Raw genomic sequence first — 25,949 nt, 5'->3', positions numbered from 1 at the left:
GAGCCGAGTCACGACCGGGTCGCGACGTCGTCGGCCGTGAGCTCGACGTGGATGCCGTCTTCGGCTGCCCACGACTGTGCGACCCGCAGACCGGACACCGCTGGCACCCGCACCGCCTCCGGTGCAGCACCGGCCGTGGGACGAACCGTGAGACGCCGATCGTCCAGCGACGCCGGATAGGAGACTTTCTGACCATCCAGTCGGCCGAACCCGGTATACGAGCCGTCGGTTCGCAACACCGGCGTTGCCGCAGATCCGTCCGGGTAGGGCAGGGTGACGAAGAACGTCAGCCGCTCCGCCTTGCCGGTTTCCAGGTCCAGCTCCTGCACGAGCAGCTGCTCGGTCGAGACCCCCTCGGGGGGACTGAGTCGCAGGTATGCCGTGGACACTTCACCGTTGAAACGGCTCACGATGTAGGGCCGGCCACGCAGGTTGATGTCCTCGACGCGGCTGTCCGGCAGCGTGTCCGTGATGCGGCTGCGCAGCTCACCGGTCAGCGAGTCGGCTGACACCTTCTCGGCACCAACCAGACCACCGGCAAGGATTGCCGGAACAGCAAGGGGCAGAACGAAATAGCGAAACTTCATGATGAGTCCTTCGGAGTGTTGTGATTGGGTTTGGAGTGAGTCGACGGTCAGGCGGAGGCCGTCTTGTGCAGCAGCCCTCGGCTACCGCGCAAGGCGACGCACAGCCCCGCGACGCCGGCCGCCGCAGTGGCCGCGAGCTGCAGCAGTCCGCCGCCGGCGAGTGCACCCTCGCCCTTGGTGATCGGCAACGCGACGAACGCGCCGGCCGCCATACCCAGCGCGGCGCACAGCACCGCAGGTCCGACGCTCTCTGCGACCCGGGCCCGGTCGAGGACCCGCAGCGGGACGCCCGCCTGCCAGAGTCGGCGGTAGGTGCGTCGTCGGTCGAGCACTGCCGCCGCCGCGACGATGCCGGTCGAGGCGGCCGCCATCAGGAACGACAGGCCGAGGACGACCAGACTCGATCGGCGGAAATCCTTGCCGTAGACCGCATCCCGAGCAGTGACGTCCGCACCGGTCGCCATCGGTGTCGCCGGGAACGCCCGCTGTATGGCGGCACGCGCGCGCTGCTGGGCGGCCGGGTCGTGCGGCAGCTGCACCATGACCGAGCGCGTCTCGCCCTCGCCGGTGCTGGCGAAAATCGTTGCGCCAGAGCCATCCCCGGCACTCACCCGCGGCTCGACACCCGCGTCCCGCAGCGCCGCCCGTGCCGTGGTCAGCGCGGGAGCGGTCTGCGACTGGGTGACTGCGATGTCCAACCGGTCGGCTACGCCGTAGACCACCTGGTTGCCGGCCGGCGCGAAGAGCGCGAGGAAGCCAGCCACGAAGCAGGCCAGCACCAGACCGGAGATGGCCCGCCACCCGCTGCGCGGGTCGGCCTGGAGCCGGCGGCCGGCGATCATGGCCCCGGCGTTGCCGGTGCGGTGTCCGTGGTGCACCTGCCACGCTCCCCACAGCCGCAGCACCACTGGACCGATCGCGCCGAACACCGCGAAAACGACTGCAAACACGACGATCACGGCTGCGAGGTCCGCGCCCTTGTCCCGCGTGACCACGAAGAATGCGCCGAAGGCGGCGACCGCGGCGAGGATCCGCCACCAGATCGGGAACCGGGCGGTGTGCTCGGCGGTGATCGCAAGCGGGTTGCGCAGGATGCGGCTCAGTGGCAGCAGCGCACTGGCAGCGGTGAAGACCAAGGCACCGAGCAGCACCAGGACGGTGCCGGTGATACCCGGCCACAGCTGCCCGACCGCGAGTCGCGAGCCGTCGACCGGCACCTGCGCGAGCAGCGGCAGCGTGGACCACGACGCGACGATCCCGGCGAGACCACCCACGAGTGCAGGCGCGTCCGCCTCCAGGACGGTCAGCCCGGCAAGCTGCCGGCGCGAGGCGCCGGCAAGGCGCAGGGTCGCCAGCCGCTGGGCGCGCCGCCCGGCACCCAAGCGCGCGGCGGCACCCACCAGGGTCAGCACCGGCACCAGGAGCAGCACCGTCGCGACCTTGCCGAGCGCGACGTACTGCGCGATCGTGCTGTCGCCCCCGGCCGGGGTGCCGGCGAAGCCGGCGATGGGCGTGGGCGGGCTGAAGTCGCCGGGGTAGCTGACCAGGCTCCAGCCGGCACCGTGCAGTGTCGGGTCGCCCGTCGTCGTGCCGACGACGGCCACCAGTTGATCCGGACCGGTGAGCCCTTCGGTGCCGATCCGCCCGGAGACCTTCCCGAAGGGCTGCACCTTCGCCGGGAGATCGGCCAGCCGATCGGCCAGCGCCGGCGACACCCACGTCGTGCCGGCCCGTGGGAAGGCGTTCATCCCGGGCGGCGCGGGCAGCGCGGCCCGCGGTCGGTCGCTCGCGAGCCGTATGACGGTCACCGGCTTCTCGTCGAGGTATGTCGTCGAAGTGACCTGCGTCGCAACCGGATTCGACGCGGCAGCCGGACGCAGCCACGCCGTGCGATCGCCCCGGTCCGCAAGCGCGAGGTTGACGCCCAGCGTCAACAGCGCGACGGTGACAGCAAGGGCGACGGTCGCCGCAGACAGCCACCAGGTGCGACGGTCGGCGGGCCCGCCACCGCGGCGCAGCCGTCGCGCGAGCTGGAGCACAGCAGAGTTGTTCATGCCATCGCCCCTGCGTGCACGTCGGTGATCCGTCCGTCGGTGAGGCGCAGCACCACATCGCAGCGGGCCGCCATCTCCGGGTCGTGGGTGACCAGCACCAGCGACGAGCCGAGCTCGCGCCGGGTGCGGTGCAGCAGGTCCATCACCTCGTGGCCGGTCCGCCGGTCGAGGGCGCCGGTCGGTTCGTCAGCGAGCAACACATCCGGGCGGGTGACCACGGCACGGGCAATCGCGACCCGCTGTTGCTGACCTCCGGACAGCTCGCCCGGGCGGCGGTCGCCGAGCCCCGGCAGTCCCAGTGGCTCCAGGAGGTCGTGCGCGCGGCGACTCGCCTCGGCATACGACACACCCGAGAGGAGCAGCGGCAGCGCGATGTTCTCGACGGCGGTCAGCTCGCCCAGCAGTTGTCCGGACTGGAAGACCAGCCCAAAGTCGCTGCGGCGCAACGCGGCCCGCGCTTCGGAGCCGAGCTGGGACACGTCGACCGCCCCGCGTCGGCGACCGCGCGGGTGGAAGGTCACGGTCCCCGCATCAGGCCGCAGAATCCCGGCCAGGATGTGCAGCAAGGTCGTCTTCCCGGACCCGGACGGACCCATCAGGGCGACCGAGGCCGCTTCCGGAATGACGCAGTCGACGCCGTGGAGCACGGGCTGGCCGCCGTAGGCGTGACCGATCCCGTGCGCAATGAGCACAGTGTTCGTTGAATTCATGTCTGGGACAGTAGGTTTCGGCATACCCACGCCACATCGGCCAGATCGCCGGTCTTCGTGGCGACACCTCGGCCAAAAGGCCTACCCGACACGCGAGAGGATGCAGACAATGAGCACCGAGTCCGCGCGACCGCCGCACCTGCGGGCCACGGCACTCGCGCTGGTGCTCGTCGGCGGCTTCTGCGGGACCGCGGCCCGTGACCTGCTACAAAAGGCCTTCCCGCACAACGCAACCGGGGTGCCGTGGGCCACCTTCGGCATCAACCTCGCCGGCGCGTTCGCCCTCGGTGTGCTGCTGGAAGGCCTGGCACGCACGGGCGGCGACCCGGGTCGGCGCCGTCGCCTCCGGCTGCTCGCGGGCACCGGCTTCTGCGGCGCGTTCACGACCTACAGCTCGCTCGCTACCGACACCGTGCAGCTGTGGGAGGTCGGACATCGCACCACCGCCGGCATTGCGTATGCCGCAGGCACCGTCCTCGCCGGTCTCGTCTGCACCTGGCTCGGCCTCATGGTGGCCTCCCGCACCGCCCGCGGAGGTGCACGGTGATCCTCGTGCTCACCTTCCTCGCCGGAGCGGTCGGCGCCGTCGCTCGCTTCGTCGCCGACGCCGAGCTGCGTCGTCGCCTGCTGCCGAACGGTCCGTGGGCGACCGTGGTGATCAACGTCTCGGGGTCACTGGTCCTCGGCGCGCTCGCTGCCTGGGCGCACCGTTCGGCATCCGGGGAGTCCGCGCTCGCCATACTCGGCACCGGATTCTGCGGCGGCTACACGACTTTCAGCACCGCCAGCTACGAAACCATGCGGCTGATCGAGCAGCGCCGTTACACCGTGGCCGCGCTGAGTGGTGCCGGTGGCCTGGTCCTGGCGGTCGCCGCCAGCCTCCTCGGCTGGGCGGCCGTAGCCGCTTCCTGAAGTGATGTGACGCCCAACACTCCCTACTGATCAGTCGCGGCTTACCGTGTGCGGATGCAACCTCCCAGTGAGAACGGCCTCGGCAGCGGCCTCAAACCCCGTCACGTCACGATGATCTCCATCGCCGGAGTCATCGGTGCAGGCCTTTTCGTCGGATCCGCGAGCGCCATCAAGCTCGCCGGCCCCGCCGTGCTGATCGCCTACGCGCTCGCCGGCACCCTCGTCATCCTCGTCATGCGGATGCTCGGCGAGATGGCGACCGCCTCGCCCGACACCGGCTCGTTCTCGACGTATGCCGACCGCTCCCTCGGCCGCTGGGCCGGTTTCTCGATCGGCTGGCTCTACTGGTGGTTCTGGGTGCTCGTCATACCGGTCGAAGCAACCGCCGGCGCCGGAATCCTCGCCAACTGGACCGGCTGGCCGCAGTGGATCTTCGCGCTGCTGATCACCGCACTGCTGATGGGCAGCAACCTGCTGTCGGTCGGCAACTACGGCGAGTTCGAGTTCTGGTTCGCGCTGGTCAAGGTGATCGCGATCGTGGCCTTCATCGCGATCGGCCTGTGCGCGATCTTCGGGGTGCTGCCCGGTTCGCACACCTCCGGCGTCGGCCATCTGACCTCCGAGGGCTTCATGCCGTTCGGGCTGGGCGGCGTCATCGCCGCGATGCTGACCACGATGTTCACCTTCATGGGCACCGAGATCGTGACGATCGCGGCCGCCGAGTCGCCCGACCCGGTTGGCGGGATCCGCAAGGCGGTCAACTCGGTGATCTGGCGCATCTCGTTGTTCTACCTGGGCTCGATTTTCGTTGTCGTTGCACTGGTTTCGTGGCAAGACCCGAAGCTCGGCAGCGAGGGCTCCTACCAGGTGGCACTCGACCGGATGGGCCTCGGCGGCCTGTCGACGGTGCTCGACATCGTCGTGCTGACCGCGGTCGCGTCGTGCCTCAACTCCGCCCTCTACACCGCCTCCCGTATGGCGTTCTCGCTCTCCCGCCGCGGAGACGCGCCGAAGGCCTGGTCCTCGGTCACCTCGCGGGGCGTCCCCGCCTGGGCGATCACGATGAGCACCGTCGTCGGCTTCCTCGGCGTCATCGGCAACTACCTGCTGCCCGGCAAGATCTTCGGCTACCTGCTCGCCAGCTCCGGCGCGATCGCGCTGTTCGTCTACCTGGTGATCGCCGGGTCGCAGATCGTGATGCGTCGGCAGCTGCAGGCGCAGGGGGTGCGGCCGCCGGTGCGCATGTGGGCCTACCCCTATCTGACCTACGCGACCATGATCTTCATCGTCGCCGTGCTGGTGACGATGGCGGTCCGCGACGGCCAGCGGCTCGAGCTGTGGCTGTCGGTCGCCCTGGGCGCGATCGTGGTCGCGGCCGGGATCGCCAAGCACGGGCTGAGCGAGAAGGCCGACACCCCGCCGGCAAAAGTGGACACGCACGCAAGCTGACCGGCTGCCGTCGAGCTGGGGCGCCCCGGGCCGGGTTAGTTTGGTCGGTATGACGACAGATCAGTCCGACTCAGGGGACGTCGCCGCGTCATACGACGCAGTGGCGAAGGACTACGCCGCGGCCATCCGTGGCGAGCTCGGAGGCAAACCACTCGACCGTGCGCTGCTCGCTGCGGTGGCCGAGATGTGCGACGGCGGCCGAATCGCCGACATCGGCTGCGGCCCGGGACACGTCGCGCGCCACCTCGCCGACCTCGGCGCCGACGTGATCGGGCTCGACATCTCGCCGGCGATGATCGAGATCGCGCGGGCGGACAACCCCGGCGTGAAGTTTGAGGTCGAGTCGATGACCGACCTGTCGGAGGCGGACGGCAGCCTGGCCGGCGCGGTGCTGTTCTACTCGATCATCCATCTCGGCGAGGCGGAGCGGGCACGCGCGTTCGCGCAGGTGACTCGAGTCCTGCGGCCGGGCGGAATCGCGTTGGTGGCGTTCCATATTCGCAGCGAGGACTTCGCTCCCGGGCAGACCAATCACGTGCGCACCTGGTTCGGCCACGCGGTCGCCTTGGAGGGTCACTTCCTGGAGCCGGAGGAGGTCATCGAGGAGATCGCCGACGCGGGTCTCGACATCGTGTCGGTGACCACGCGCATGCCGCACCCGGACACCGAGTTCCCGAGCGAACGCGCCTATGTGCTGGCTCAGAAGCCAGCGCCCGAGGCCTGAGTCAGGCCAGGCCGCGGCGCAGTCGGTCCAGCGCGGCGCGCGCGCCGTCGGCATCCAGCGCGCCGCCGACGACGTCACCAAGGGTGCTGGGCGGGCGCTGGTCGGCAAGCTCGTCGACGGTCATCGCGCCATCCGCCTGCACCTCGGGCATCCGCACGTCCGGCACCGGCTCCAGCGACTCCCGCCGCCGCTGCACCGCCTCGACCAGCCGGCCATAGGCCGCGGCGTCTCGCGCGTCGGCGAGCCACGCATCGGCTGCCTCCGCGACCTGCCGGTCGTGCCACTCGCGCGCGCCCTGCACCATGTGCCGACGATAACTCCCTCACCCTCCTCCCGCGACTGACAGCCTTCTCGCCGACTGACGCCTCGATCGGGGCCGTCACTCGCGGATCCCCGCGCTCAAGGACGGGTCGACAATGCACACAGCACAGGTCGTGCGGATGCCGAAACGGTTTCGACTTATGCACGCTCCCGAGGGACCCCGCGTGCAAACGGCGCAACCGTTTCGACTTATGCACGCTCCCGAGCGACCCCGCGTGCAAACGGCGCAACCGTTTCGACTTATGCACGCTCCCGAGCGACCCCGCGTGCAAACGGCGCAACCGTTTCGACTTATGCACGCCCCTCCCACGAAGCACGCCGACCCGACCCCGCCGATTGCCTTGGACAGCAATGCTTTCGGTGATGCGGGTGGAAGAGTGCGAGACTGAGGGCACCAATCGACCCCGGGGGTTTCTCATGCGTGACTGGCCGGCCTCGGCGAAGCTCGTCGTCGCCCTGCTCGTGTTGTTCATCGTCGTGCCGATGATCTTCCGGCTGGTCTGGCTGGCGATCGTCGGTGCCGCGATCGTCGGAGTCGGCTACCTCGCCTACCAGGCGCTGGGCCGCAAACGCTGACCACGGCGTAACTTCCGTCTCGTCATACGTCAGGATGAGGCGTATGACGACTGCGAGCTTCGAGACGATCGACTACCAGGTCAGTGACGGCATCTGCACGATCACCCTCAACCGGCCCGACCAGCTCAACGCGTTCACCGTGCAGATGGCGAACGAACTGGTCGAGGCCTTCACCCGGGTCAACACCGACGACGACGCACGCGCGGTCGTGGTGACCGGCGCCGGGCGGGCGTTCTGCGCCGGCATGGATCTGTCGGTCGACGGCAACGTCTTCGGCCTCGGCACCGACCCCGAGCCGACGATGGCGGACATGCAGGAGCGGCTCGACGACCCGCGGATCCTGGAGAAGGTGCGCGACACCGGCGGCCGGGTCAGCCTGGCGGTCTACGCCTGCACCAAGCCGGTCATCGCCGCGATCAACGGGCCGGCCGTCGGCATCGGCGCGACGATGACCCTGCCGATGGACATCCGGTTGGCGTCCGACAAGGCCCGCATCGGCTTCGTCTTCGGCCGCATCGGCATCGTGCCGGAAGCCTGCTCGTCGTGGTTCCTGCCACGCATCGTCGGCATCTCGCGGGCCCTGGAGTGGACCTACAGCGCCGACATCCTCACCGCACAGGAGGCGTATGACGGGGGCCTCGTCCGATCGGTCCACGCACCCGAGGAGTTGCTCTCTGCGGCATACGAATTGGCGCACCGCTTCGTCGACGGCCACTCCCCCGTCGGCGTCGCCCTCACCCGCCAGATGATGTGGCGCAACAGCGCCCAGCCGCACCCGGTCGAGGCACACCGGGTCGACTCGCTGGCGATGTATTACACCAGCTTCGGCGACGGTGTCGAAGGCGTGGCGGCGTTCAACGAGAAGCGGCCCGCCGACTTCACCGCCAAGGTCTCCACCGACATGCCGGCGTTCTATCCGTGGCAGGACTGACCTCCACCGACTGACGTCTCATTCCCGCGAGTGACGTCCGATGCACTGAGTGACGACGCTGCACTGACGTCACTCGTTGCGAACGACGTCACTCGACGAAGCAGCGCGCGGCGGCCATCCGGCCACCGGGCGCTGCCTCATTGCACGAAACTCAGTGCGCAGAAACTCAGTGCGCGGACGCGCCGAGCTCGACCTCCTCGGCCTGCGCCTCCGCCTGTGAGTGCTCGATGTAGACATCGACCTGGTCGCGCGGCAGCTGGACGTAGTAGGCCCACGCCATCACGATGACGCTGAACACGAACGTCACCGGGAAGGCCGTGCCGAAGTGCAGCACGCCCTGACCGCCGCCGTAGTCGCCCAGCCAGGAGATCAGTGCCAGGCCGCCGAGCCACGGGATGTACCAGCTGCCGGCCTTCCAATCCCATTGCGGTTGCTGGCCCTTCGCGGCGTTGACGACATACATGACACCGAGCAGGACCACACCGAGCAACACCGCCATGAAGAGCTTGGAGTTGGTCTCCCAGCCCGTCCAGTAGACGATCAGGTTGGCCGACCAGAACGCGAAGAACGCGATGACGTTGCCGCCGGGCAACCGGAACGGCCGCTCGTGCTCCGGGATCTGCTTGCGGAAGGTCATCAGCACCAGCGGCCCGGAGCCGAAGGACAGCACCGTCGCCGAGGTGATGAAGCCGACCAGCTGCTGCCAGCTCGGGAACGGCAGGAAGAGGATCAGCCCCACGAAGAACGCCAGGATCATGCTGATCAGCGGGACGCCGTTGTTGGTGGTCTTGGCCAGCGCCTGGGGCGCGTTGCCGTTGCGGGCCATCGCGTAGGAGATGCGCGAGGTCACCGTGGTGTAGATCAGCCCGGTGTCGGCGGGCGACACGATCGCGTCGATGTAGAGGAGGGTCGCCAGCCAGCCGAGGCCGAGGATCGTCGCGATCGCCGCGAGCGGGCCGAAGTCGTCGGCGAAGTTGACCTGGCTCCAGCCCTTGGCGAGGTCGCCGCCGGACAGCGCTCCGATGAACGCCACCTGCAGGAGCACGTAAATCAGCGCGCACAGCAGCACCGAACCGATCACCGCGAACGGCACGTTGCGGCGCGGGTTGTCGGTTTCACCGGCGAGCTCGATGCCCTGCCGGAAACCGAGGAACGAGAAGACGATTCCGGAAGTGGCGATGGCCGTGAACATCCCGTGCGCACCCATCGGCGCAAAGCCCTTGCTGGTGAAGTTGCCACCGTCGAAGTGGGTCACCAGGAACGCCACGATGACGATCGCGATGATGATCAGCTTCCACCAGACCAGGATGTTGTTGACCCGCGCGAACCAGCGCACGCCGAAGTAGTTGATCACCACGAAGACGGCCATCGCGATGATCGCCACGACCATGCCGAGACCGGTGAGCGTGTGCACCGTCACCGGAGCGTCGCTGCTGCACGCGTCGACGCACTTGACGGCGGTGAAGTCGGCATATTTGGTCGCGTAGGTGAGCGCGCCCTCGACCTCGATCGGGGCCACCGCCATACAGGCAACCCAGGTGATCCAGCCGGTCATGTAGCTGGCGAACGAGCCGAAGCTGATGTGCGGGAAGCGCACCACGCCACCCGACAGCGGGAACATCGTCCCGAGTTCGGCGTAACACAGGCCGATCAGCAGGATCATGAATCCGCCGAGCGCCCACGAGATCGTCGCGGCCGGGCCGGCGGTCTTGGCGGCGTTCATCGCACCGAACAACCAGCCCGATCCGATGATCGAGCCGACACCGGCGAAAAGCAGGCCGATGCGCCCGACGTGCCGGTTCAGTTTGGGTTCCCCCGCGGCCGAGGGACTCGCGCCCCCGGGTGAATCCTTGTCAAGGATCGATGACAAGTGCACTCATCCCTTTCCCACCACGTATGCCGTGGCCCGCTCGAAAGACGGGCGACCCCGGATCGATCGGATCCATCGGCCACCAATGCCGAACGGCGACGCTACTCGCCGGATCGGGGGGCCGTGGGGTACTCAGGAGTTACACATCAAACGTTATCTCCCCGCAACAATTGCACTCGGCAATCGTTTCGCCGGCCGGAGCGAACGGGGATCGTACGATGCAGGCGTGTCCGACCGTGACGAGCCCGCCACCGACAGCACCGACGAACTGGTGACTTCTCTCCTCACTGCATCACGCGTGCTGGTGGGGGTGTCCGCGCGGTCACTCGCAGACGTCGCCGAATCACTGACGATGACGCAGTTCCGGCTGCTGGTGGTGCTGTCCAACGCCGGCACCGTCCGGCTCAATCAGCTCGCCGACGCGCTCGGGGTGAACGCCTCCACCGCACTGCGCACCGTCGATCGGCTGATCGCGGCCGGCCTGGTCAGCCGCACCGAGAACCCCGACGACCGGCGCGAGGTGCGGCTCAGCCTCACCTCCGATGGAGCGGCGACCGTGGAGCGCGCGACCGACCGACGAAGGACCGAGCTCGCCCGGATCGTCGACCGTATGCCGCAGACCCGGCGCCGCGAGATCGTCAAGGCGTTGATCGCGTTCAACGACGCCGCGGGCGAGCCGGAGGCGACCCCGCACCGGCCCGACTGGTGACCTCAGCGGCGCCGCCGGTCGCGGAAGAAGTCGGTGAGCAGTTGAGCGCATTCGTCCCGTCGTACCCCGCCGACCGCGTCGACCCGGTGGGGACTGGGGTTCTCGGCGATCACGTCCCAGGCGCTGCCGCAGGCGCCCGCCTTGGGGTCCCACGCACCGAAGACGATGTGTGAGATGCGGGACTGCATGATCGCACCGGCGCACATCAGACACGGCTCCAACGTCACCACGAGAGTGCAGTCGTCGAGTCGGTAGTGTCCGAGTTTGCTTGCGGCAGAACGGATCGCAACGATCTCCGCATGCGCCAGCGGGTCCGCGTCGGCGACCCGACGATTCGGGCCGACGCCGATGACCTCGCCGGCGGAATCCACGATGACCGCACCGACCGGCACATCGTCAGAGGCGAGCGCGTCGCGCGCCTGCACGAGCGCATCCGCCATCCAGAGGTCGGCGTCGGCTGGGCTGGTCACGACTAGAGTCTGCGGTATGCGCGTCGAGCAGGCCAACCACCCATTGATCGCCCACAAGCTGACCTATCTGCGTGACAAGCGCACGGACAGCCCGACGTTCCGGCGGTTGGCCGAAGAACTGGTGACTTTGCTGGCGTACGAGGCGACCCGCGAGGTCCGTGTCGAGCCGTTCGAGATCGAGACGCCCGTCGGTCCGACGACCGGCATCAAGCTGTCGTCGCCGAAGCCGCTCGTCGTACCCATCCTGCGCGCCGGCCTCGGCATGCTCGAGGGCATGGTCCGCTTGCTGCCCAGCGCCGAGGTCGGCTTCCTCGGCATGCAGCGCAACGAGGAGACCTTCGAGGCGATCACCTACGCCAACCGCTTGCCCGACGACCTGTCCGGCCGGCAGTGCTACGTGCTCGACCCGATGCTCGCCACCGGGGGCACGCTCGCCATGGCGATCCGCTATCTGGTGGAGCGCGGCGCCGACGACATCACCGCGGTCACCCTGCTGTGCGCCCCCGAGGGGATCAAGGCGCTCGAGGACTCGCTCGTCGACATCGACGTGCCGATCACCCTGGTCACCGGCGCGGTCGACGACCACCTCAACGACGACGGCTATATCGTTCCGGGTCTTGGCGACGCCGGCGACCGCCTGTACGGCGTGGTCTGACCTTCACTCTGTCACAACGAAACTGACCGGCTTGCCCGCGATTGCGGGCGAGCCGGTCAGTTTCGTTTGCGCGACGAGATCAGGCGACCTTGACCGCCTTCAGCGCGTTCGCGACCTGGGTGCAGTCGGCCGCCGTCGTACCGGCCACCCCGTTGGTGACATTCGCCGAGCACGCCTGCTTCAGCGCGGTGCCGAGCGAGGAGTAGGTGGCGTTGGAGGTCAGCATCGTCTGGGCGGTCCAGTAGATCTGGGACGCCTTGCCGATGCCGATCCCGGTCACCGTCGTGCCGTTCAGCGAGCCGCCGTCGACCAGCAGCTCGGCGGCCTTGTTGCCGACGCCGGAGTTGGTGTGCACCCCGCCGTAGTCGTTGTACTCCGTCGGCGTGGTGGTGGTGGGCTGCCAATAGGTGCCCTTGTAGGTGTCCGGCTGCTGGTAGGCCGTCGGGGTCTTCATGTCCCGGATCACGCCGAGCGAGCTGCCCTCGCCGATCTTCCAGCGGTTGGCAGCGGTGTCGTCGGCGCTGCCGTTGCCGAGATCCATGAACTCACCGAAGATGTCCGACATCGACTCGTTGATCGCGCCGGCCTCGTTCTCGTAGGCCAGGCCGTTGGTGTTCGACGTCACGCCATGCGTCATCTCGTGCCCGGTGACGTCGTCGGTGGTGACGCCCTCGCCATACACCATGGCGGAGATCTCGTCGCTCCAGAACGCGTTGGCGTAGGGGCAGCTGCTCCCCGAGATGCACTGCCGGACGCTGCCGCGCAACGCCTTGCCCTGTCCGTCGCCGTAGTCCACACCGATGAGCCCGGTGAGGTCACCGGCTGAGGTGTTGCGCGCGTAGAAGGTGCTGGTGTCGCCGAAGTAGTTGTAGACCGAGTTGGCGTCGGCGACGGTCGAGGTAGCCGACCCCTCCGTGCGGGTGGGTGCATTGCGGAAACCGTTGCCGCACTGCAGGTCCGAGGTGTAGACGGCCTGGTAGCGCTTGGCGTCGCACACCACACGGTTGATCTCGTAGCGGGTGGGTGTGACCGAGAGGATCCGGCTGGTGTCGTTCGCCGACACCAGCACCTTCCAGCCTTCGAGCGGCGTGGAAACCGTGAGCTGGTAGGCCGGTTCGGCCACGGTGCGAGTCGACGCACCGGATGCTGCCACCGCGGGTGCGAACCAGACGCTGTCAACCACCTTGACGCTGGCGCCCTTTGCATCGGTCACTGTCTTCGCGGTGCGCTGTGCGGCGGCGGAGTTCTTCTTCAGCGCCTGCGCGGTCGGGAAGGCACCGGTGGTGCCGGTCGCGACATTGCCCATCGACTGAATGAGCTTGCCCTGCTTGTCGACCGCATTGGTGATCGAGGAGCCGAACACGACGTGACCCCCGATGACCTGTTGGAAGCGAGCCACCGAGCCGCTGCCGAGGGACTGGCCGCGCACCTTGCGGAAGTCGGCCGACTTGTCCGAGTTGAACGTCGCCGCGAGTTCCTTGGAGACAGTGGCATTTCCGACGGTCGGGCGGCTGTCGCCCGGGGTGACGCTGCGGACCGCGCCGTTCGCGGCGTGCGTGACTCGATCCGGCCCGCCCGTGGGTCCGGCCGACGGTGCCGCCGCCAGGGCCATCGGGCTCGCTGCGATCAAGGCGACTGCGCTTGTGGCACCGGTCGCCATCGCAAGCCGAACGTGACGAGTACGTCGTTGTGACATGGGGTCTCCATTGCGGTAGATCCGATTCGGGGGTAGGGGTGAGCGTGCTCGACTCCCTGCCGCGAAACAACAGACTTGGCAAGTCTTTACGCTTTCTTGGTCAAGTCCTGTCGAACCGTTGAACTCTCCGGCTCGTCGTCCTGTCGGCGCAGTCCCCAGACCTGCGGCACGAGCAAGGTCGCAAGCGAGAGCGTCGCGTATGCCGCGCCGGCGACGATTAGCAGGGTCTCGACGTCGACCCGGTCCGCCAGCCAGCCGAAGGTCAGCGTGCCGACCGGGATAGCGACGAAGGAGCCGAGCATGTCGTAGCTGGACACTCGCGACAGCACCTCGCTGGGGATGCGCTCCATCATGGCGACGGTCCATCCGGTGCTGAACGTCTGAGTGCCCATCCCGCTGAGGAATGCGACCACCATCAGCGGCAGCGTCGCTGGTCGAATCCCCAGCATCAGCAGCGGAATCGCGAAGAGAGACATCCCCGTCATACCTGCTCGGAGTGGGTGTCGCAGGCGCACCCGCAGCAGGACCGCGGACATCACCAGCATGCCGACGGCTTCCGCGCCGACGACCACACCCCACCCGCGAATGCCGAGATCCGGGTCGTTCTTGGCGATCACGGGACCGATGACGACCCAGGCGCCGATGTGGATGGCGTTGAGTACCCCGAAGGCGGCGACGATCACCCACAGCCAGGTGCGGGAACTGAATTCGCCCCAGCCCTCACGCAATTCGGTGAGGATCGGGGTGCCGCGACGGATCGTCGACGGCAAGGACACCCGCGCCAGCAGCACACTCGCGATCAGGAAGGTGGACGCGTCGATGCCGATGGCGAGCGCCGGGCCGGTCGCCACGACGAGCGTCGTGCCGACGATCGGACCAACAAAAGTGCCGCCGTTGCGCACGAAGGACATCAGTGAATCCGCCTGTTGCAGGTGATGACGACCCACCAGCTGCGGGATCAGCCCCTGCTGCGCGGGCATCGAAAATGCAGTGACCCCACCGGAAAGCGCGCCGAGGACGATCATCGAGCCGACGGTCGCCCAGCCAACTGCGAGCGATGCCGCCATGACCCCTTGGATCACCGCCATCGCCAGATAGCAGCCCTGCATCACCGCACGCCTCGGCAGCCGATCGGCGATCACACCCCCGAAGAGCAGGAAGAGCACATTGGCGCCCATCTGCGCTGCAAGCACCAGACCGAGCGCTCCGGCGGAGTTGTCGATGTGCAGCACCGCGAACGCCAGAGTCACCGGCGTCATCATGCTGCCGATCATGTTGATCGAGCGGGACAGGAAGAACCAGCGGAAGTTCCTCTCCTGCAACACCTCCAGCGACTCGCGCAACCCGCTCACGGCTCATCCCCGTCGGGTTCGGTGTCGTCCCGGAGCTGGAAGAGGTTGGTCTGGAAGTTCACGTGCACGGTGCCGTCAGCGCGGGGGCGTTGTGCCTCGTCGTGCACCAGCCGCGATGCCTGATCGACGAGTTCCATTGCCCGCTGCCAGGTTTCGGGGGTGACCCATACTTCGGCATCCGAGCTGGCCGCCTTCGTGTGCGGCTTGCGCCGGGCGAGGCGGCGGCGCAACTCCTGGTAGGCGGCCTCGACATACAGCCGCTGCTCGTCCTCCCCTGCCGATGGGCGGCCACCGGCAGGGCGTTCGTCGGCGTGGAGATAGCGGTACCTTTTCGCCATCCCGCCGCGCACCGACTCGGTACCCACGACGGACACCTCGCCTGCGTCGGCGAGCAATCGCACGTGGTAGCTGGCGTTCGCCTGGCTGATGCCGAGCTCCCGAGCCAGCTCTGCGGCGCTCAACTCGACACCGGTGAGCAGGGACAGCATCCGCAAGCGCACCGGATGTGCGACGGCCCGTAATCCGGTCAGCCGTCGCGCCTCATCCTCCAAAGACATGTTTGGGAGTATGTCGCGGCCGCCTCCGACCGTCAAACACTTATTTGAAGGTCCCGCCATACCGCCAACCGACCACTCACGCAATCCCTCGCCGAGAGGACCACTTATCGCCGGGAGGCACACTTATTTCGCGGGTTTTGGCCCTGGATATATGAGCCTGTGGGCGATAAGTGAGCCTGTCGGCGAGGAGGCAGACTGCCACAATGCCCCTATCCCCTCTCCCCTCGGCCGGAGGAGAGGGTCAGACGGGCCAGGCGTCGCCCCAGCGGGCATCCCGAGCCTGCCGGTAGTCGCCACCGCGGCGCTTGGTCACGACGGCACGGCCGGCAGTGCCGTCGGGGCGACACAGCTGCAGCTCGACCAGACCCTTGCGCTTGACCGGGTGCCGGAGGATGCGCGCCTCATCGGGAGCGCTCGCGCCACCTTCGTCCGAGCCGGAAGCGAGCGCCACGACATACGCGAACTTCTCGTCCTCGTGCCCGAGCTCACCGCCCTTGAGCCGCCGGTGGATCGCCGACCGCTCGACCCGGGCACTGAAGTGACACCAGTCGGGTGCGACCAGTGGGCAATCGAGTTGGTGCGGGCAGGGCGCCACTAATCGCCAACCAGCAGAACGCAATTCGTCGCGAACCGCCATGATGCGCGCGTAACCGTCAGGCGTGCCCGGTTCGACCACTGCGACGGCGCGCCGCGCGGCCGACATCGCTGCCCGCGTGACGCCCAGTTGATCGGCGGCAGTGAGCTCGGACAGCACATAGGACACCGTCACCAGATCGGCGGGCGGCGCCGCGCCCCCGGCCAGCCAACGTCGGAACTCCACACCGCCCGGCTCGTCCGAGCGAAGCCGCTGCCCGAGGCGCAGCGCCGGCTCGACCTGGTCCAGCACGGTGACCGTCGCGTCCGGCCATTCCTCCAGGGCCGCCCATGCCGCCGCGCCCGTTCCGCCCCCGAGATCGACGACGGACTCGATCCCGCCCAGCTGAAAGGCGCTGTGCTGCAACAGGTTCTGGCAGGCTGCAAAGGTGGCCGGCATGCGGTAGAGCGCATAGGCCAGCACGTCGACCTCGGACGCCAGGATCGGTGCCTGCGCGGCGCCGCCCGCCCGGTAGCGGCCGATCAACCGATCGACCGACGCGGTGAGTTTCGCCAGCGGCACCCCGGCACTCTGCGCCTCCAGCGCATCACGCAGCCGGAAGGCCGCCGGTCGGTGGGGGTTCGCGGACACCGCGGCATCGTACTGACGCGTCGGCTCCGTCATACGTCCGGCGACACACCCGGAGTCGTCGCATGCTAGCCACTTACATCACATCTGCCACAATCTTGCTGAACTGTGCCTCACCGAAACCGAGGCGCCGCCCAACGCTCGCCCGGAGGAATCATGGCCCTGGACAAGGTCAAGAAGGTCGTGATCTGGGTGGTCGTCGCCTTCATCGCCTACGCAATCTTCACCTCGCCGACCCGGTCGGCCGACATCGTGCACAGCATCTGGCAGATCCTGTCCGACGGCGCCGGCAGTGTCGGCACGTTCTTCGACCGGATCCTGGGCCGTTAGCCGCTCCCGGATGGATCACGTCGATCCACACGCCAAGCGCGCACTCTCGCGCTACCTGCTCGACGACGAACACCTGGTGGTCGCGCAGGGTCAGCACTGGGCATCCCTCGCCGGTCCCGTCGGTATGGCGGTCGCCGGCTTCTTCCTGGTGCTGCTCGCCGGATTCACCGCACCCGCGAAGCTCGGCGTGCTGACCGACTTCGCCTGGAAGCTGTGGTTCATCCTCGTCCTCAATGCCGCAGCTCGCGCGCTGATGTGGCGGATCGACTGGTTCGCGGCCACCGACAAACGGCTGATCCTCACCTACGGCCTGATCAAGCGTCGGGTGGCGATGATGCCGCTGCCCAAGGTCACCGACATGTCGTTCAACCGCAGCGCGCTCGGCCGCGCGCTCGGCTACGGGCAGTTCGTGCTGGAGAGCGCCGGGCAGGAGCAGGCGCTTCGGCAGATCGACTTCATCCGCGACCCCGAGCACACCTACCGGCGGATCTGCGGGGAGATTTTCGGCGAGGCCGAACCCGACGATGCGTCATACCGGCCTGGCGAGGACGACGACCCGACCGACCCCTACCTGCACCTGCAACTGGCCGGTGCCCGCCCGGGTGACGCGCGTTACGACCCGACCGATGTGCCGGTGCGCCCGGTCGGTGCGTTCGTACAGCGGCCGGAGAAGCCGCGGCGCGGCGGTCTTCGACAACGGATCCTGCGCGGCCCGACTGAGGACGACGATGTGCCGTTCGGGCACGAGGGCGACACCGGTTGGACCAAGCACAACGATTAATCTGCGGTGTCGACACCCGCGCGCTCCGGCGCGGCTCACCAGCAGGAGTTGAGGTTCATGGCGGTCCGTCCGATCACGATCATCGGGCACAAGGCGTTGCATCAGCCGACCAAGAAGGTCAAGGAGATCACGCCCGAGGTGCGCACCCTGGTCGCGGACATGTTCGACACGCTCGACGCCGCGAATGGCGCCGGTCTCGCCGCCAACCAGGTCGGCGTCCGGCTGCGGATCTTCGTCTACGACTGCGCCGACGACTCCGGCATCGACCAGCGCGGCGTCGTCATCAACCCGGTGCTGGAGAAGGGCACCGTGCCACCCGGCGATCCGTCGCCGGAGGACGGCGCCGAGGGGTGCCTCTCCGTGCCCGGCGAGCACTTCCCGACCGCCCGATCGGACTGGGCGCGGGTCACCGGCACCGACCTCGACGGCAATGAGGTCGTCGTCGAGGGCCACGGCGGCACGCTCGCGCGCTGCCTGCAGCACGAGACCGACCACCTCGACGGCAAGCTGTATGTCGAGCGTCTCTCCCCGACCTACCGCACGCAGGCCCGTGAGGCGATCAAGCGCCGCGGGTGGGAGGCGGCGCACCTGACCAAGTGGGATCCCGCCACCCAGGAAGCCGAAAAGGTCTGACCTGTAGTCGGTTTAGGGTGTGGGCATGCGAGCCGAACCGATCGCCAAACCACACGCATTCCACGCCGAGGGCCCGATTTGGTGGCCCGAATGGTCCCTCGAAGGGCCCGGTGAGCTGCGCTACGTCGACATGTTCGCCGGCGACGTGCTGACCGTGCGCGGCGACGCCGTCGAGCGGGTGCACGTCGGCAAGATCGCGGCGGCATTGCGGCCCCGCGGCAAGGGTGGCGCGCTGGTTGCGTTGGAGCGCGGTTTCGCGTTGTCCGACAACAACGACCTGTCCGATCTGCAGGTGATGCAACCGATCTGGGCCGACGACGCGGTCCGCTTCAACGACGGCGGATGCGATCCGATGGGCAACTTCTACTGCGGCACGATGGCGTACGACCAGACGCCGGGTGCCGCGTCGCTCTACCTGCTGACGACCGACGGCATGGCATCGCCGGTGCTCGGCGACCTCACCATCGCCAACGGGATCGGCTGGTCACCCGAGGGCGAGACGGCATACTTCAACGACACCCCGACCCGGACGATCAGCGCGTTCGACTGGGAGCCGGAGACCGGCCTGACCGAGCGCCGCCCGTGGGTGCAGCTGCCCGACGACGTCGAGGGCAACCCCGATGGGCTGTGGGTCGACCAGGAGGGCGGCGTCTGGATCGCCCTGTATGGCGGCTCGGCCGTGCACCGTTACGTCGACGGCAAGCTGTCCGAGGTCGTCGAGGTGCCGGGCGTCACCAACGTCACCGCGTGCACCTTCGGCGGAGCCGACCTGCAGACGCTCTACATCACCACCAGCCGGGAGAACGTCCCCGACGGCGAGCAGCCGCTGGCCGGAGCCGTGTTCAGCTGCAAACCCGGCGTCGGCGGTATGCCGGTGGCCCCTTTCGGAGCCTAAGCCGCACCTCACGCCGGCTCGATTTCGTTCCTGCCCCAATGCTCCGGTAGAGTGTCTCGTCGTTGCCGCGTGAGCGTGCGACGGGCACCCGTAGCTCAACGGATAGAGCATCTGACTACGGATCAGAAGGTTTGGGGTTCGAATCCCTACGGGTGCACGTACTGAGTTGAGACAGTGCACGAAGGCCCTGGCGAGCGGATGCGCTCACCAGGGCCTTCGCTTTGCCCGCGTTGGTCAGTGACCCTGGCTAGAGTGCGCCTGATCGCAGGTCGCGATCCACCGCCCTCGAGAGGCCTCCGATGTCCAAGAGCAGGATCCACAACCTCTTCGTCTCGCTCGACGGCTATGCCGCAGGGGACGAGGTCACCGCGGACAAGCCGATCGGCGACGCGCAGGCGCTCTTCGCGGACTTCGACGGCCGCTTCATCCACGGCCTCGGGGCGGTCGACGCCCCCGTCACGCTCGACCGGGCACTCAGCACGACCTGGGGACAGGGCATCGGCGCCGAGATCATGGGGCGCGGCAAGTTCGGGCCGCAGACCGGGCCCTGGCCGGACGACGACTGGCGTGGCTGGTGGGGTGACGAACCGCCTTTCCGGACACCGGTTTTCGTGCTGACCCACTATCCACGACCGGCGATCGCATTCGACAACGGGACCGTCTTCCACTTCGTCGACGCCGACCCTGGGGAGGCCTTGCGGCTCGCCCAGGAGGCAGCTGACGGGCAGGACGTGCGCATCGGCGGCGGCCCGGACACCTACCGGCAGTTCCTCGCGGCGGACCTGGTCGACACGATGCACATCGTCACGGTCCCGATCGTGCTCGGCCACGGCAACCCGCTGTGGACGGGGCTCGGCGGCATTGAGCAGCGGTTCGACATTGAGACGTTCGCGTCCCCCAGCGGCCGCACACATCAGCTCTGGAATCGCAAGCCGCGCTGACTCACCGGCAATTCGGTTGCCGGTCCGGCCCTCGGTCAGGCAGCCTGCCCAGATGTTGATCCGCCGGGAGCTGCCCGCTGACGAGTCCGCGCTCCGCGCCATCCACGACGCCGCGTTCGGCGCCGATCAGTCGGTCGAGTCGCGCATCGTCGACGACCTGCGTGGCGCGGGCGACGTCATACCGCAGCTGTCGCTGGTGGCGGAGCTGGAGGGCAGGCCCATCGGTCATGTCCTCATCAGCCGCGCAAAGCTCGGCGACGACAAATCGCTCGGGCTCGGGCCGCTCGGGGTGCTGCCCGACGCGCAACGGCAGGGCGTGGGCGCCGCACTGATGCACGCCGTGCTCGCCGCCGCTGACGCGATGGGTTATCCGGAGGTCGTGCTGCTCGGAAACCCTTCGTACTACTCAAGATTCGGCTTTCGTCTCGCGGGCGAACTCGGCATCGAACCGCCGGTCGTCCAGTGGGCCCCGCATTTCCAGGTGCGCACCCTGGCGGCCTGGGACGACCGGCGCCGAGGGTCGTTCAGCTACGCCCCCGCCTTCCCGACCGTATGACGGGGGCCCCGCACCGGCTGCACGCGCACTTTCCGACAACGGTCGCGCACATCGCACGTGCGAAGCGCGCCCGTCAGTGGTGCCCGTCGGTGACCTGCAGGTCGCGCGGGGTCAGCCACCAGACCAGCGCAGCGGTGGCGCCCATGACCACCGCTGCCCAGAGGCTCGTCGTGGTGAGTGAGTCGGTAAACGCAGTCTGCGCATCGATCAGGAAGGCGTGCCCACCATCACCGAGCTGCGGGGCGAGTTCGGTTGCCGATGCGAGCGATTCGCGCGCTGCTGCCGCTGTGCCGGACGGTACGCCCAACTCGGCCAGGCGACTCGGGCTGAGTTCGTCGCGGTAGACGGCGGCGGCAACACTGCCGAGCACCGCAACACCGAGCGTTGCACCGATCTCGTAGCTGCTCTCCTCGACCGCAGCCGCGCTACCTGCCTCGTGCGCCGGCGCACTTGCCATGATCGCAGCCGAACCGACGGCCAGCGACATCTCGCCGACGCCGATCAGGGCCGTGCCAGCAGCGAGAGCGCCGTAGGAGAGAGGGTCCGGCGCGGCATACAGCACCAGGTAGCCGAGGGCGGCGAGCACCAGTCCGCCGGCAAGCGGCAGCCGCATGCCCACTCGGGCCGCGATCGCCGGACCGCTGAGGGCACCGACCAAGCCCCCGATCGCAAGCGGCAACAACGCGATTCCCGCCTCCAGGGGCGATCGTCCGTCGACCAGTTGGAGCCATTGCGCGCCGAGCAGGACGACCGCGACGAGGGCCATCGTCGAACCGAGAGCGGTCACGGTGCCGGCGGTGAAGCCGCGGTAGCGGAACAGCCGGACCTGCAGGATGGGCCGCTCGGCGCGCAGGCACCGGCGCACGAACATCGTCAGCGCCACCACCGCGAGCACCAGCGCGACAACCCCGGGCAGGTCGATGCCGTGCTTCGCGACCTGCTTGATGCCGTAGATGAGCGCGACCATGCCGACCATCGACTGCGCGGTCGCGACCAGGTCGAGCGGTGCCGGCTTGTCCGACCGGCTGCTCGGCAACAACAGGAAAGCGCCCGCAATCGCCGCGACCATCACCGGCACGTTGACCAGGAACGCCACGTGCCAGCTGAAGTGCTCCAGCAGGAGGCCGCCGACGATTGGTCCGACAGCGGCGCCGACCGCCGCCATCGAACCCCAGACAGCGAGTGCCGTGGCGCGCTCGCGCGGGTCGGTGAACAGCACCCGCACCATCGACAGGGTCGAGGGCATGATCATCGCGCCGCCGACACCGAGCAGCGCACGCAACGCGATCAGCGCCGCCGGACTGTCGACAACCAGCGCACCGGCGGACGCGAGTCCGAAGATGGTGAAACCACCGATCAGCATCGACCGGCGACCCCACCGGTCGCCGAGCGCGCTGACAGTGACCAGCAGGCCGGCGAGCACCAGCGAGTAGACGTCGATGATCCACAGAGTCTGGTTCGCGCTCGGCCGCAGGCTCTCGCCGATGCTCGGCAGCGCGACATTGAGGATCGTCATATCCATGGCAACTACGAGCAGGCTGCCGGCAAGCACCGCCAACCCGGCCCAGCGCCGCGAGGGAGCGTGCCGCTCTGCGGACTTCGTCGCCGTCTCCACAGCAGTCATCGGTTCGTGACCCCCTCGAACAGTGTCGTGACCACCAGATCTTCCAGGCCACGTCGACCGACATCCCCGAACCGCAACGCGTCTCGCGCAGCAACCAGTTGGCCGAACATCGACCAGCCCAGCCAGCGGACGGGCACATCCGAGCGCAGCAACCCGGCCCGCTGGCCCGCGGCGAGCAGGGCCGTCTCGCGGTCGGTCAGCTCCTCCGAACGGCGGGCGAGCTCGGGCACCTGCTCGAGGAAGACATCGGTGAGCGCGAAACCGTACTCGTCTGCCTCTGCTACGTATTCATGAATGAGCGTGCGCAGGGCCCGCTCGATCCGGGACGCGTCACCGGACGCCGCGGCAGCCTCCGCGTCGGCCGCATCCAAACCGCGTTCCCAGCGGTCTGTCGCCCGCTCTCCGAGCTGTCGCAGCAGGTCCTCCCGCGAGGCGAATCGCCGGTTCAGGGTTGCCCGGCTGATGCCGATCTGCTCGGCGATTGTCGCCATCGACGCACCGTGGTTGGCATTGAGTACCGCCACCGCGCGGTCGAGCAGCTCCGTCGTGTTCATGAGACAATATTGCCTCAACTGAGGCGCTATTGTCCACGCCGTTCAGAGCCCATAGCCTGTGCCGGTGCCTCAACTCACCGCTCTGGTCCACGGTCTCGGCAGCGTGGGCGGCGTGCTCGCCGGCGCACTCGCCGACGGCGGCGCTCGCGTGCAGGCATTCGCCCGCGGGGAGTCTGCGGAACGGATCCGGACGGCCGGCGGATTGACCCTCCGCGACGCCCGTGCCGGAAGGGCCGAGCGCGTCATACCGGTTGAAGTGCTCACACCGGATGCCGATCTCAGTCAGGTCGACCTGCTGATCGTCTCGGTCAAGACGACGGGGCTGCCCGATGTGGCACGCGCTCTCCATGGGCGCCTGGGCGACAACACGGTTGTGATGTCGGCGACCAACGGCATCCCGTGGTGGTTCTTCGACGGGCTGCCAGGGGCGCCGGAGGCTGCCAATGTTCCGTTGCTCGACCCGGCCGGCATGCGCCGGATCGCACCCGCCGATCGGGTGCTCGGCTCGGTGGTGCACTTTGCCGCCAGCCGGCCCGAACCCGATGTCGTGCAACACAATGCGGGAGACGAGCTGATCCTCGGCGCGCCCGACCCGAACGCCCGCACCCGCGACGTGACCGACCGTGTCGCAGCCGCCTTCGCAGCAGGGGGTCTGTCGATACGCCGCAGCGACGCGATCGAGCGCGACGTGTGGTTCAAGCTGTGGGGCAACCTCACCATGAACCCGCTGAGCGCGGTCACCGGCGCCAGCACCGACCGCCTGCTCGCCGATCCGCAACTGCTCGACTTCGCCACCCGGTGTATGCGTGAGATGCAGCAGGTCGGCGAACAACTCGGCCTGCGCATCGATATGGAGCCGCAGGACCGGCATGCGATCACCCGCAGCCTTGGCACGATGCGCCCGTCGATGCTGCAGGACGCGGAGGCCGGCCGGCCGATCGAGTTGGACGCGTTGGTCGGCGTGGTCGCGCAGATCGCCCGCGCCGTGCGGGTGCCCACGCCATACATCGACGGCCTGCTGGGACTCACTCGTGTCTTCGCCCGGGCGCACCACCTCTACCCGGAGGTATGACGGGAGTCCGCGATTCCCCCACACGCACCCGCCAACGGCAGTAGCGTCAGTGAGTTCGGGTAGCTATCCATCTCCGGGAGAGTCCATGCTTCGTCGTCGTGCAGCCGTCGTCACCGCAGTCGCAGTCGCCGCCGCGACACCTGCCATCGCGCTGAGTTCGCCGGCCGGCGCGACCCCACATCCCCCTGCCCCCGCGTCAGTGCACCGTCAACCGACGGCTCGCGCGCTCAACTCGATCGCCGATCGCTTCCTCGCGCCGCGCACGAAATTCACCATGCAGCCCGACGGTTCGAGCGGGAAAACCCAAGGCGGAGAAGGCATCCCGAACATCGACTCGGTCAAGTCCACCATCCGCACCTACTACAACGCGACGAGCGCAGGCATCGCCGACAAGACCGCCTCGCCATACATCACCGAGATGACCCGGCTCCTGGGCACCCGGGAGAAGTCGCTGCAGCGGCTCTACCAGCAGAGCGCGCAGCACGGCAAGAAGCCGGCGATCGTGCTCGACGCCGACGACACCACGCTGTGGACCTACGACATGGAAGACGGCGCCATGCACTTCAACTACGACCCTGCCCTGCAGGACCAGTGGGTGCAGGGCCAGCGCTTCCCCGCCACACCGGGCATGGTCGATTTCGTGAAGCGGGCGCAGCAGGCCGGGTTCACCGTCTTCGGGCTGACCGGTCGAAGTGACGACCAGAAGGCCGCGACCCTCGGCAACCTGGCCAAAGTCGGCTACACCGGCTTCACCGCCGACAACTACTTCACCAAGTGGACCGGAAAGGGCGCCAGTCAGCAGCCGTCCTACATCCACTGCGCGACGGCGAAGTGCACAACGGTGGAGTACAAGGCCGGTACGAGGCGGCACATCGAGGCGATGGGTTACGACATCGCATTGAACGTCGGCGACCAGTTCTCCGACCTGCAGGGCGGCTTCGCCGACCACAACCTCAAACTGCCGAACCCGACCTACTACCTGCCGTCACCCGACCTACCCGGTGTGCGCGAGCCGCAGCTCGCCCCGCGCACGAGGTTCACCATGCAGCCCGATGGATCGAGCGGGAAAACCCAAGGCGGAGAAGGCATCCCGAACATCGACTCAGTCAAGTCCACCATCCGCACCTACTACAACGCGACGAGCGCAGGCATCGCCGACAAGACCGCCTCGCCATACATCAGTGAGATGCAGCGACTCACCCTCCTCGCGACACCGCTGGTCCAGGATGCCTGCCGTGTGGCCGGCAAGCTCGGTGCGAAGCCGGCGATCGTGCTGGACGCCGACGACACCACGCTGTGGACCTACGACATGGAAGACGGCGCCATGCACTTCAACTACGACCCTGCGCTGCAGGACCAGTGGGTGCAGGGCCAGCGCTTCCCCGCCACCCCCGGAATGGTCGCGCTGGTCAACGCAGCCGCGTCGTCCGGCTGCACGATCATCGGACTGACCGGTCGGGGCGACAGCCAGAAGGCCGCGACCCTCGGCAATCTCGCGAAGGTCGGCTACTCCGGCTTCACCACCGACAACTACTTCACCAAGTGGACCGGCGCCGCCCAGCAGCCGCCTTACATCCACTGCGCGACCGCCAAGTGCACGACGATCGAGTACAAGTCCCAAACCCGTTCGTATGTCGAGAGTTCCGCCGGTGGCGGTTACACGATCATCGCCAACTTCGGCGACCAGTTCTCCGACCTGATCGGCGGGCACGCACTGGCGCCGGTGAAACTGCCGAACCCGACCTACTACCTGCCGTGAGCCGGAAGG

At 68.1% G+C, this 25,949-nt stretch carries 28 protein-coding genes and 1 tRNA gene; 17 read left to right on the top strand and 12 right to left on the bottom strand.

Going from position 1 to position 25,949, the window contains the following annotated elements:
• Positions 1-8: 8 nt before the first annotated feature.
• Genes N2M23_RS10755 through N2M23_RS10745 form a run of 3 tightly spaced genes read right to left on the bottom strand, consistent with a single transcriptional unit; the run spans position 9 to position 3,351 of the window.
• Positions 9-587, bottom strand: a complete 579-nt coding sequence (locus tag N2M23_RS10755; RefSeq protein ID WP_265445435.1) for a hypothetical protein — start codon at positions 585-587, stop codon at positions 9-11.
• Between the two features lie 47 nt (positions 588-634).
• Positions 635-2,641, bottom strand: coding sequence for an ABC transporter permease (locus N2M23_RS10750; protein ID WP_265445433.1), 2,007 nt, complete (start codon positions 2,639-2,641; stop codon positions 635-637).
• Positions 2,638-3,351, bottom strand: a complete 714-nt coding sequence (locus tag N2M23_RS10745; protein ID WP_171152820.1) for an ABC transporter ATP-binding protein — start codon at positions 3,349-3,351, stop codon at positions 2,638-2,640. The genes N2M23_RS10750 and N2M23_RS10745 overlap by 4 nt, the downstream gene beginning before the upstream one ends.
• A gap of 109 nt (positions 3,352-3,460) precedes the next feature.
• Here N2M23_RS10745 and N2M23_RS10740 point away from each other — a divergent pair, with 109 nt between their 5' ends.
• Genes N2M23_RS10740 through N2M23_RS10725 form a run of 4 tightly spaced genes read left to right on the top strand, consistent with a single transcriptional unit; the run spans position 3,461 to position 6,436 of the window.
• Positions 3,461-3,898, top strand: coding sequence for a fluoride efflux transporter FluC (locus N2M23_RS10740; RefSeq protein WP_265445431.1), 438 nt, complete (start codon positions 3,461-3,463; stop codon positions 3,896-3,898).
• Positions 3,895-4,263 (top strand): fluoride efflux transporter FluC, encoded by a 369-nt coding sequence (locus N2M23_RS10735; protein ID WP_265445429.1) that lies wholly within the window; start codon positions 3,895-3,897, stop codon positions 4,261-4,263. The genes N2M23_RS10740 and N2M23_RS10735 overlap by 4 nt, the downstream gene beginning before the upstream one ends.
• A 54-nt stretch (positions 4,264-4,317) precedes the next feature.
• Entirely contained in the window at positions 4,318-5,712 is a 1,395-nt protein-coding gene (locus N2M23_RS10730) for an amino acid permease (protein ID WP_265445427.1), read from the top strand.
• Positions 5,713-5,761: 49 nt separating this feature from the next.
• Positions 5,762-6,436: a class I SAM-dependent methyltransferase gene (locus tag N2M23_RS10725; RefSeq protein WP_265445426.1), complete on the top strand. Its 675-nt coding sequence runs from the start codon at positions 5,762-5,764 to the stop codon at positions 6,434-6,436.
• 1 nt (position 6,437) lies between these two features.
• Here N2M23_RS10725 and N2M23_RS10720 read toward each other — a convergent pair whose 3' ends face one another.
• Positions 6,438-6,740: a hypothetical protein gene (locus N2M23_RS10720; protein WP_265445424.1), complete on the bottom strand. Its 303-nt coding sequence runs from the start codon at positions 6,738-6,740 to the stop codon at positions 6,438-6,440.
• 434 nt (positions 6,741-7,174) lie between these two features.
• On the opposite strand from N2M23_RS10720, the gene N2M23_RS10715 reads away from it, so the two are divergent.
• Both N2M23_RS10715 and N2M23_RS10710 read left to right on the top strand, forming a co-directional pair.
• A complete protein-coding gene (locus N2M23_RS10715; RefSeq protein ID WP_265445422.1) occupies positions 7,175-7,333 on the top strand; it encodes a hypothetical protein in 159 nt (52 codons plus the stop codon).
• A 43-nt stretch (positions 7,334-7,376) separates the two neighbouring features.
• Positions 7,377-8,264, top strand: coding sequence for a crotonase/enoyl-CoA hydratase family protein (locus N2M23_RS10710; RefSeq protein ID WP_265445421.1), 888 nt, complete (start codon positions 7,377-7,379; stop codon positions 8,262-8,264).
• 166 nt (positions 8,265-8,430) lie between these two features.
• Here the strand turns inward: N2M23_RS10710 and N2M23_RS10705 are convergent, their stop codons facing one another.
• Complete coding sequence (locus N2M23_RS10705; RefSeq protein WP_265445420.1) at positions 8,431-10,134, bottom strand: APC family permease; 1,704 nt, start codon at positions 10,132-10,134, stop codon at positions 8,431-8,433.
• A 226-nt stretch (positions 10,135-10,360) separates the two neighbouring features.
• Between N2M23_RS10705 and N2M23_RS10700 the strand changes: the two genes are divergently transcribed.
• On the top strand, positions 10,361-10,843 hold the full coding sequence (locus N2M23_RS10700) for a MarR family winged helix-turn-helix transcriptional regulator (RefSeq protein ID WP_265445419.1): 483 nt from the start codon (positions 10,361-10,363) through the stop codon (positions 10,841-10,843).
• A 2-nt stretch (positions 10,844-10,845) separates the two neighbouring features.
• Here the strand turns inward: N2M23_RS10700 and tadA are convergent, their stop codons facing one another.
• Positions 10,846-11,313, bottom strand: coding sequence for a tRNA adenosine(34) deaminase TadA (gene tadA / locus N2M23_RS10695; RefSeq protein ID WP_265445418.1), 468 nt, complete (start codon positions 11,311-11,313; stop codon positions 10,846-10,848).
• A 16-nt stretch (positions 11,314-11,329) separates the two neighbouring features.
• Here tadA and upp point away from each other — a divergent pair, with 16 nt between their 5' ends.
• A complete protein-coding gene (gene upp / locus N2M23_RS10690; RefSeq protein ID WP_265445417.1) occupies positions 11,330-11,968 on the top strand; it encodes a uracil phosphoribosyltransferase in 639 nt (212 codons plus the stop codon).
• 79 nt (positions 11,969-12,047) lie between these two features.
• Here upp and N2M23_RS10685 read toward each other — a convergent pair whose 3' ends face one another.
• From N2M23_RS10685 to N2M23_RS10670, 4 genes are all read right to left on the bottom strand, one after another.
• Entirely contained in the window at positions 12,048-13,664 is a 1,617-nt protein-coding gene (locus N2M23_RS10685; RefSeq protein WP_265445415.1) for a M4 family metallopeptidase, read from the bottom strand.
• Positions 13,665-13,750: 86 nt separating this feature from the next.
• Positions 13,751-15,016: an MFS transporter gene (locus tag N2M23_RS10680; RefSeq protein WP_265445414.1), complete on the bottom strand. Its 1,266-nt coding sequence runs from the start codon at positions 15,014-15,016 to the stop codon at positions 13,751-13,753.
• The gene (locus tag N2M23_RS10675; RefSeq protein ID WP_265445413.1) at positions 15,013-15,573 is read right to left on the bottom strand and encodes an ArsR/SmtB family transcription factor; all 561 of its coding nucleotides are present in this window, start codon (positions 15,571-15,573) and stop codon (positions 15,013-15,015) included. The genes N2M23_RS10680 and N2M23_RS10675 overlap by 4 nt, the downstream gene beginning before the upstream one ends.
• Before the next feature lie 241 nt (positions 15,574-15,814).
• Entirely contained in the window at positions 15,815-16,798 is a 984-nt protein-coding gene (locus N2M23_RS10670) for a small ribosomal subunit Rsm22 family protein (protein WP_265445411.1), read from the bottom strand.
• A 153-nt stretch (positions 16,799-16,951) separates the two neighbouring features.
• On the opposite strand from N2M23_RS10670, the gene N2M23_RS10665 reads away from it, so the two are divergent.
• The 7 genes from N2M23_RS10665 to N2M23_RS10635 all read left to right on the top strand — a co-directional run bounded on the left by N2M23_RS10665 (position 16,952) and on the right by N2M23_RS10635 (position 20,931).
• A complete protein-coding gene (locus N2M23_RS10665; RefSeq protein WP_265445410.1) occupies positions 16,952-17,125 on the top strand; it encodes a hypothetical protein in 174 nt (57 codons plus the stop codon).
• Positions 17,126-17,135: 10 nt separating this feature from the next.
• Positions 17,136-17,906, top strand: a complete 771-nt coding sequence (locus tag N2M23_RS10660) for a PH domain-containing protein (RefSeq protein ID WP_265445409.1) — start codon at positions 17,136-17,138, stop codon at positions 17,904-17,906.
• Between the two features lie 57 nt (positions 17,907-17,963).
• Positions 17,964-18,539, top strand: coding sequence for a peptide deformylase (gene def / locus N2M23_RS10655; protein WP_265445407.1), 576 nt, complete (start codon positions 17,964-17,966; stop codon positions 18,537-18,539).
• Between the two features lie 25 nt (positions 18,540-18,564).
• Positions 18,565-19,434: an SMP-30/gluconolactonase/LRE family protein gene (locus tag N2M23_RS10650; RefSeq protein ID WP_265445405.1), complete on the top strand. Its 870-nt coding sequence runs from the start codon at positions 18,565-18,567 to the stop codon at positions 19,432-19,434.
• A gap of 84 nt (positions 19,435-19,518) precedes the next feature.
• Positions 19,519-19,591 (top strand) — tRNA-Arg (locus N2M23_RS10645).
• 142 nt (positions 19,592-19,733) lie between these two features.
• A complete protein-coding gene (locus N2M23_RS10640) occupies positions 19,734-20,375 on the top strand; it encodes a dihydrofolate reductase family protein (protein WP_265445404.1) in 642 nt (213 codons plus the stop codon).
• Between the two features lie 52 nt (positions 20,376-20,427).
• Complete coding sequence (locus tag N2M23_RS10635) at positions 20,428-20,931, top strand: GNAT family N-acetyltransferase (protein WP_265445403.1); 504 nt, start codon at positions 20,428-20,430, stop codon at positions 20,929-20,931.
• Between the two features lie 73 nt (positions 20,932-21,004).
• Here the strand turns inward: N2M23_RS10635 and N2M23_RS10630 are convergent, their stop codons facing one another.
• Both N2M23_RS10630 and N2M23_RS10625 read right to left on the bottom strand, forming a co-directional pair.
• The gene (locus N2M23_RS10630) at positions 21,005-22,555 is read right to left on the bottom strand and encodes an MFS transporter (RefSeq protein ID WP_265445402.1); all 1,551 of its coding nucleotides are present in this window, start codon (positions 22,553-22,555) and stop codon (positions 21,005-21,007) included.
• Entirely contained in the window at positions 22,552-23,109 is a 558-nt protein-coding gene (locus N2M23_RS10625) for a TetR/AcrR family transcriptional regulator (protein ID WP_265445400.1), read from the bottom strand. Before N2M23_RS10625 ends, N2M23_RS10630 begins: the two co-directional genes overlap by 4 nt.
• Before the next feature lie 64 nt (positions 23,110-23,173).
• Between N2M23_RS10625 and N2M23_RS10620 the strand changes: the two genes are divergently transcribed.
• Positions 23,174-24,181 carry a ketopantoate reductase family protein gene (locus N2M23_RS10620; protein ID WP_265445399.1) on the top strand — a complete coding sequence of 336 codons (1,008 nt, stop codon included), beginning with the start codon at positions 23,174-23,176 and terminating at the stop codon, positions 24,179-24,181.
• Positions 24,182-24,266: 85 nt separating this feature from the next.
• Complete coding sequence (locus tag N2M23_RS10615; RefSeq protein ID WP_265445398.1) at positions 24,267-25,940, top strand: HAD family acid phosphatase; 1,674 nt, start codon at positions 24,267-24,269, stop codon at positions 25,938-25,940.
• Positions 25,941-25,949: the final 9 nt, after the last annotated feature.

This window comes from Flexivirga meconopsidis, assembly GCF_026162425.1.
Lineage (GTDB): Bacteria > Actinomycetota > Actinomycetes > Actinomycetales > Dermatophilaceae > Flexivirga > Flexivirga meconopsidis.
Note: the sequence above shows the minus strand (reverse complement) of the source record. Positions and strands in the feature narration are given on the sequence as shown.